The 7,360-nt window shown below is 49.6% G+C and carries 6 protein-coding genes; 1 reads left to right on the top strand and 5 read right to left on the bottom strand.

Annotated elements, in window-relative coordinates:
* Positions 1 to 262, top strand: a 262-nt coding sequence (locus BUA36_RS30865; RefSeq protein WP_167544358.1) for a hypothetical protein, incomplete at its 5' end; no start/stop codon positions are given.
* 69 nt (positions 263 to 331) lie between these two features.
* Here BUA36_RS30865 and BUA36_RS29665 read toward each other — a convergent pair.
* From BUA36_RS29665 to BUA36_RS29685, 5 genes are all read right to left on the bottom strand, one after another.
* Positions 332 to 1,072, bottom strand: a complete 741-nt coding sequence (locus tag BUA36_RS29665) for a hypothetical protein (RefSeq protein WP_072791087.1) — start codon at positions 1,070 to 1,072, stop codon at positions 332 to 334.
* A gap of 231 nt (positions 1,073 to 1,303) precedes the next feature.
* Positions 1,304 to 2,020 carry a hypothetical protein gene (locus BUA36_RS29670; protein ID WP_139260749.1) on the bottom strand — a complete coding sequence of 239 codons (717 nt, stop codon included), beginning with the start codon at positions 2,018 to 2,020 and terminating at the stop codon, positions 1,304 to 1,306.
* Positions 2,021 to 2,063: 43 nt separating this feature from the next.
* Complete coding sequence (gene mobF / locus BUA36_RS29675) at positions 2,064 to 5,015, bottom strand: MobF family relaxase (protein WP_072791093.1); 2,952 nt, start codon at positions 5,013 to 5,015, stop codon at positions 2,064 to 2,066.
* A gap of 165 nt (positions 5,016 to 5,180) precedes the next feature.
* Positions 5,181 to 5,786 carry a hypothetical protein gene (locus BUA36_RS30600; RefSeq protein WP_072791097.1) on the bottom strand — a complete coding sequence of 202 codons (606 nt, stop codon included), beginning with the start codon at positions 5,784 to 5,786 and terminating at the stop codon, positions 5,181 to 5,183.
* A gap of 7 nt (positions 5,787 to 5,793) precedes the next feature.
* Positions 5,794 to 6,078: a hypothetical protein gene (locus tag BUA36_RS29685; protein ID WP_072791099.1), complete on the bottom strand. Its 285-nt coding sequence runs from the start codon at positions 6,076 to 6,078 to the stop codon at positions 5,794 to 5,796.
* Positions 6,079 to 7,360: the final 1,282 nt, after the last annotated feature.

A 7,360-nucleotide genomic window follows, 5' to 3' on the forward strand; every position in this document is an offset into this window, starting at 1 on the left:
CGAGAAAACCTTCAAAGAACATTTGCCATCTGCGCTGCACCCACTTCTCAGCATCCTGCTGACCATCAAGATCATCAGAAATGAGAAAAGCATTCTGTTCAAGGCGCAGCTGATCAAGCGTCAGGTTTGGCGGATTCGGATCGACGCGTTTAATCCAGTCCAGGACCGGCTGCTTGGGCATCAGGATGATCAGGTGACGGTTGATCGTAAAGCGGGGAGAGTTGTGCATGGCAAGACGAGTGCGGAAAAGCTTCCATTTTAGCTCCCACTTAATGACAAGCTGCGCAAGACGGCGTCACGTTGACGCTTACGGTGAAAATGCGGTGCAAATTTAACAGTGGTCTAGGCTTCGTGCGAAAACGAAATTTCTCGCTGAAGCCTTTATTTCTGCATTCATGCGTTGAACGGCTTGATCGCCGAGTTGTTGAGAGTCTTCTTCCCAAACAAGGTAGGTAGTGGGGTTCACTGGAACAAAGATAAGGGGGAAGAAATCATCAGATACCAGGAATTCTCGTTTGGCAGATGTAATCAGCCCCCACTTCCCCTGTTGCTTGTCCGCCTGTAAAACTTCATGTGCAATTGCAAAGTCTTTGACTTGCCGCGAAACAGCCAACGGAGTATTTTCAAAGAAAACACCCTGACGTTCAAACTCGAGTAGCTCTTCGTCGGTCATTTTAGGCATTGGAGAAACATCGGTCATTAATGATTCACCTGCGATCTCAGTGTAACGAGCCTTGCTACGAGCTCTGATGAGAGCATAGAATCGCTTGAATATAACTTGGTGCTTATCGTCAATCTTCTTCGAAACCAGCACTTCATTGATAGCATTTTGGAATGCGTCCTCGACACCTCGCATGCCATCTTCGGCGAATTGAGTCCACGCTCTGATCGCTACAAAATTTTTCTGGTTACCGTTTTCAGTGAATCTTTTCTGTTTGTGGATCAGCTCGACTTCAACTACGTCCTTGGCGTTGCGAAATCTGATGATAGAAGCTAATGGCAAGACATGCTGACGATTCGTGCGTGGCGGGGCTTGATATTCTTTCTGTTCATCGGTTTGAGGGGCATCCATATTTTTCATCCTACTGGCTAGAGTGCTGCAAAATGGACTGCAGAGTTCCTGATCTTGATAGAGAGCATACACGAAGGGTCATTTTGCACGCAAAATGACCCCGTAAAAATCGGGGAGAGCTAGTAGAAACAAGGGCTTCCATCAGCTGATTTGCACAAAGCGGCAGTGATAGGTCCGCACTATTTTGGCGGGTCAAATTGACCCACCTACAAATCATTCTGCCTATCCCTCTTACACTCGCAAAGCCACCACTGCTGGTCCTAACTTCCCTTCAAGAATATGGTGAACACTGACCTGCCAATCACTTTTTTCCCTTCGCTGGCACTTGAAATAGAGTAGTTGTGCTGTGGTGAGTTGAGATAGGGCAGCTTGCTGAAATGAGGCGGTGATCAGCACCAGCCGCCGTTTTGCTTCTGGCTCCTGGCTTGAGTCCGATAGAGGCACTCTTTGAACGAACATTTCCAGTTGCAAAAAATCAGAGCTTTTTCTCTTCATGTTTTGCCACTGGGCTTTGGCCAAAAAGGCGGATTGCCCAGAAACACGAAGTTCTTGATCGAGCCAGGCTCGTATGGAGAGCGGCTGCTGAATTTCAGTGGCGTCCTTGTTTTCAATCGCCCCGTCTTTGCTTGAGCCAGCTGCCGCAATAATGGTCCGCTGAAGATCGCTAATCTGCTTTGCCATCTCGACCAGCAGTTCTCCATTGTGTTTTGCATGAGCCGTCTGGGCCGCAACAAAATCTTGAACCTTCGCACTCTCTGCTGATAAGCGATCTGATCTATGCTCTTCCTTAGCATCCTTGGCCAAATTAATCGCCAAGTCGAGTGCTGCGGTCGGCGAGAGCTGCTCATCACAAAGCATCCTCAGATCACTGACTCGCTTGGCCGAAAGTCTGAATGTCACTGCCGATCGATTCCATCCCTTCGCTGGTGTGTTTTCTGACGTGCTCATAGCATCTCCTTATTGTTGTTATTGTTTAGAGGATTTATGTCTTTCATCTTTGCTCTAGCCGCTGCTCCTGAGTGGACTGCACATCGAGCTCCGCATTCATCTCTAAAGCCACCTCAGAGACTTTTCGCCTTGGTGATATCGCTTGCAGAAATCGTCGTGCGATCCGAAGGCTTATCGGGACTGGTGTGGAGCTGAGCTCTGCATGTGGTTCGATCGCGGTGTCGTAATCTAAGGTCGTTCCTTTGGCCCGGCTGCGGGACATACGAAGTGCGAGGGCTTCGATCAGGGCTGTGCGGCCGTCACTGCCTTTCTTGGCATCATGCTCGTGGTGTGATTCGATATCGACAGTTTGAAGGTCTGCTCGATTTGCATAGATCGTCGTGGCGTATCGCGATCGGCTGGCCGCAACATAGATCCATTCCCGATCACACATCGCAGGATTCGCGAGCGTGTAAGCTGAGTCGAAGGTGCGGCCCTGGCTTTTATGATTTGTCAGACAGTATGCGTAATCGAAGTAGCCGAACGAAGCGGGCACCATAACGATTTTCTCGCCTCGCTCGTTCACCTCGTCAAGCTTGACGCGAAGAAGAGGCGTAAATATAGCCTGCTCAATGCCTTGAATGGTTCCAGTAATGCCATTGGCTACGCCCAGCGTCTTGTCATTCTTCGAAAAGACAATGCGATCGCCAGGCGCAAAGCGTTTGTTCTCACGCGACTCGTCGCGGTGCGTGATCTCAAGATCCAGTCCTACGCCATCGATAACCATACCCTGATCGATTAAAAGAGATCTGGCCTTGGCGTTCAGTGTTGCGACCTCCGCTCGCGTGGCAGCAATCATGGTCTTGCGATCGATCGGCGTTCTGTCCCCAGCCCAGTCCGAAATCAGTGCATCAATCGTAGCGGTGTGTCCTGAAATGATTTGTAGCCGTCCGCGTTCATCAAGTGTCTGCAACGCGTCCTTCGCTTTCCCGTTTGCGAACTGCTCCACGACTTCACGCAGCCAAGAATAATCGAATCGCTTCTGCCAGCGATCAAAGGCTCGCCCTAGCTTTTCGTCTTGCGTGCACAGGCTCTCTAAAGCCTGAAGTCGGACATTCTCAGGAAGTGTTTTCAAAACGTCGGCCTTCTGCTTTGACAGGCTTCCTCGTTTGCATAGCCAATCCAAGAGCGGTGCAAAGTCGGTTTTCTGACGCCGAATGTTGGAGAGCTCCGCTTTTCCGTGCCGCTGGGTGAGCGATTTAAAGATCCCACCCGCGTCGATCGGCTGAAGCTGCTTGGCATCTCCCACAGCTACCAGCTTTCCGCCAGCATCAAGGACAGCTTGCTGAAGCATGCCGAACTCGCGTGATCCAACCATGCCCGCTTCGTCGAGAATTAAAATCGATTGAGGCCCTAGCCTTGCAGCTCCTTTGGATAGTGAGAGAAGCAGGCTCGCAATCGTTCGCGACCGGATGCCGGTTTCCCTGGCAAGATTCTGACTTGCAGCGGCGGATTGGCTACATCCTAAGACATCGAAACCGGAGGCCCTGTAAGCTTCACCAACGGCTTTGAGCATGGTGGTCTTGCCAGCACCCGCCCAGCCTTCTACAAACGCATGCTGGCCCGTTTGGTGCGTGATGTGATGAGCTGCGGCTCTTTGCTCTTCAAGCGATACGGCGACACCTAGCTTCGCTTTAAGATCCTCTTCGAGTTCGTCGAACTGCTGATCGACCATGCTGGCTGGGATGTGATGTGTCGTGGCCCGTGCGGTCTCTGCTACGGCATCGGATATCCGAGCTTCCAAGTCTTGCATGGCCTGCGAGGTAAAGATCTCCGAAAGCTGTTCCGTCTGCCCCAGCTTCACCACATGTTCAGACTCCATAAAACGGTCCAGCTCTGCCAAGCACTCATTGGCACTCCATTGACCCATCGCCTTTTCACAAATCAGGGCTAGGGCTTCATGTGCGGTAACGCAGGACTGCTTTTCGATTAAAGAATCCAGGACCTCTTGGTGATCGAGAACGAAGGGAGCATCTGAAGCCTGCTCCAATTGGTTATTCCGCATGGCTGCAATCGATTCAGGTGTGAGCCCGATCTTTTCGGCCATCGCTTCGAAATTCTTCAATAGCTCTGATAAGGAGGGCTCCGCCTTTGCCGAACGGGTATTGAGAGCGGCCATCTCTTTTGCTTCTGCTCCATCGGCATTCAAGCCCCCGCATTCTTTGAGGTAGTCCTTGATTTGCTTCGACCGGGTGGATAGTGCGTCGCGTTGGTGTTGTTCAATTCCCTTGATCGTGAAGTAGGGGCCAGCAGCTTCAACCTGAAATCCTAAGGCTTTGATGCGGCTGGCAAGCTCCACTCGAAAGAGAATTCCGGTTGCCATTTTCCGGTCGAACTGACCTCGATGTTCGAGAGCACTCCATTCATTCGTGCCCCTTCGTTTGCCGACATTAAATAGGAACCCATGCACATGAAGTTGAGGCTCTCCGGCCCGTGAGCTGAAATGGGAGTAGCAGGCCGCCACGGCCGCCTCAGCAAATCGCTTGATCCTGCCTGCTTTGCCATGTCTCGTGATCGTGTTCGACTCCGCATACGCCAGAGCTGCTTTGGCCGCGTCTTGCACGCACCTGGCGACAGCAGCACGAGTCGGCGTATCGCCGCCTGCAAAAATGGCCGAGACATCTTTCGGGGCCGAGAAGGTCATATCCAGTCCCATCACATGGTCGTCACCAGCTCCCTTGACTAAGGCTTTTCCAGTTATCGGATGAAAACCTTTTGCGAGTCGCTCGACATGTTCGGCCTCTGCAAAATCGCCCAGGCCTAGCAGGCTTGCACCTCGCCCAGTCCAAAACGGTAGTGGACCCGCATGCATGTCTTTGCCTCGGGCGTAATCATCAAAGTCGCCTCGCTGCATTGTTGTGTTTGTTGGGCCGCCCAGGTAGTGCAGGTAGCCGGAGCCATCCTTGGCTTTCTGCGACTGGTTGGAAGCCGAATTGATCTTTGTGATGGAGAGCATTGCCGATCCGCCGAATGTCCCGTTGGGGCTTCGAACTTAGGCGGAGCAAATCAGCGATTCGGATGGGGTAAGGAGGGACGGTCGATTTCGGCCGCCGTTTGGTGCACCATCTCGTTTCCATAAAAACAAGAATGCATCTAGTTCAATAATTGGTATTAAATAAAATTATCCAAGATAGGCAATAGTGCGTAACTCTTCAAGAACATCTTTATTTCTATCATCAATGACTTGACGTTTAATCTCGCCAACTACATTTTTAAGGAAGTCGGTTTTTGATAGTTTGCTCACTGAAACCATTTTTGTAAAATCTTCTGCTAGGCTCTTTGATACCTTCATGGAAAGCCGTCGCTTAGAGATGTCATGATCTAATGAGAAAAGTGGATTTGGTTCTGAAATATTTTCCACATCGAACTTTCCTAGTGCAAATTTATGAATATAAAACAGCAATAGTTTTTTTCGAAAATCTGTTGAGGCGTTGGGATCAATAGAAAAACAAGCTAGGTCCAATATGTCGAGATATGGCGCGGGAAGAACTGCCTCAATAGATTGAGTGGCTATATTTCTATCCCTTTTAATTTTTGGAGTTGATTGTGCGGGAATGGATAAAACTGTATTGCAAGTATCGCACACACCGACGAGTATCCCAGAAGCTAAGCCTTTTCCGTCTGAAAAGGGAACGTCACGGTAACGATAGGTGGTTGAGCAGATATTTGCACATTTTTCACAAATGGCCTTACCTTTATGACCTTCAAGAAGAAATCGTTGTGTCATTTTAACCTCACTGATGAACACTAATAAAAGTTGTGTCAGGGTCCAAGAAATAAAATTTTATATACCATTTTTGGGTAATAATGCAATGCACAGTAACTAATTTCTGCGAGTGGTGCGGGCTTTCTGTATGTTCATACCCAGAACTCTTTGCAATAAGTTTTGCAACATCAGCAGCTGATATATCCCCTGTGGATAGTAAGTTTTTTACATTAATGTCATCACGTGCTTCATGATCAAATGCCCCACTGTTTAGGGCCGCTAAGACCTTGGCTTTGGCTGCTTTGTATCCCAATCACTCCTCCATTATACGACGATCCTCGTAAAATGCAAGCACTCTACGACTGCAGAGGTTGCATTGCTGCAATAATGAAGCTATTGACAACATGGAGGCTAGCTTGACTAAAATTATGAATTACGTCAACTATTCCTGAGAGACTTGCATCTCGTCTGATCAAAAATGGCAGAGGAGCCGCGTGCAAATCTTTGCCTCGGGCATAATCGCCGAAGTCGTTTGGATGGTGTTGATTGGAAACCGAATTGGTCTTCGAGATGGAGAGCATCGTGAGCACGCATGGAGTCCGTGGTGATAAAACGTAGGCGGCTCAGAGAGACAATTCGGACTATCAGAGGAGAGGCGGCAAAAATCGGCCGTTATTTGGTAAGCTATGCAAAAGCATCTAGCTTTGCTTGGATGGAGATAGTATAAATAGTATAGTTTTTTACCCCTTATTCTTAAACGAATAAGGGGTGGCAAATATACTAGTCGAGGAAAGATGCGGCTTCCAGCCTGATAAATATACTATTGCCCGTATACTATCCGAAAGAAGTATAACGTTCAGTTTTAGGTTGGCAGCCCCAAAAAGAAGAGGCCCAGACGGGCCTCTTGTTGTTTGATGGGGAAGGTTCATGGCTGCCCTCTACTGATCGGCGGTCTTCCATGTAGCGTGAGAATTTCGTTCATCGCACCCAAAAGATCTGGGCCGAAAAAAGCGATATGCCGTTCGTCTTGAAGGCATCCATCCTCGCTAAATGCGAGACCTCGCTCACGAAGCCTTGACGAGTCGAAGCTTGATAAGATCGTCTCAAAGATCCAGCTTGGAAGCTCAATGTGTTGAGTCTTTAAAGCTGGAACGACTGGCGATGGCTGGTGAGCTAGCTCCATTGAGGCTAGAGCAGATTTGAGCTGATCTCGCTGTTTTGTAATGGCTTTGGCTGATGTCGCCACATCTCTTAGGATCTGCTTGGCACTTGCATTAGTGACTGTGGCGAGGGCTCGCTCGATTCCATCGAGTTCGGATTCTGACGCCGCCCGTTTAAAGCCGGACTCATAGAGGCCGATGACTTCTCTAAACGCGGCCCCAGTAGTGTTTCGAAGCGATTGGGTTCTGGGGCCGTCCATTGATTCCAGCTTTCTACCGACTTCCGCAATGCCATAGCGGGTTGCTCCAGCCTTTCGCATATCCTCCAAGGTGATCCATAGCCCCGTTGGCCACTTCAAATTCCCCCACCCTTGGCCGGGTCAAATTCCCCCAGGCAGGACAGTCGGATTGTAGTTTAATCGACCGCAGCCGGGT

Origin of the sequence: Duganella sacchari, from assembly GCF_900143065.1 — a bacterium.
GTDB classification, from domain to species: Bacteria; Pseudomonadota; Gammaproteobacteria; order Burkholderiales; family Burkholderiaceae_D; genus Rugamonas; species Rugamonas sacchari.

Coding starts and splice junctions, on each gene's coding strand:
- mobF (WP_072791093.1), bottom strand. CDS start 5,015: ATGCTCTCCATCACAAAGATCAATTCGGCTTCCAACCAGTCGCAGAAA.
- BUA36_RS30600 (WP_072791097.1), bottom strand. CDS start 5,786: ATGACACAACGATTTCTTCTTGAAGGTCATAAAGGTAAGGCCATTTGT.
- BUA36_RS29670 (WP_139260749.1), bottom strand. CDS start 2,020: ATGAGCACGTCAGAAAACACACCAGCGAAGGGATGGAATCGATCGGCA.
- BUA36_RS29665 (WP_072791087.1), bottom strand. CDS start 1,072: ATGGATGCCCCTCAAACCGATGAACAGAAAGAATATCAAGCCCCGCCA.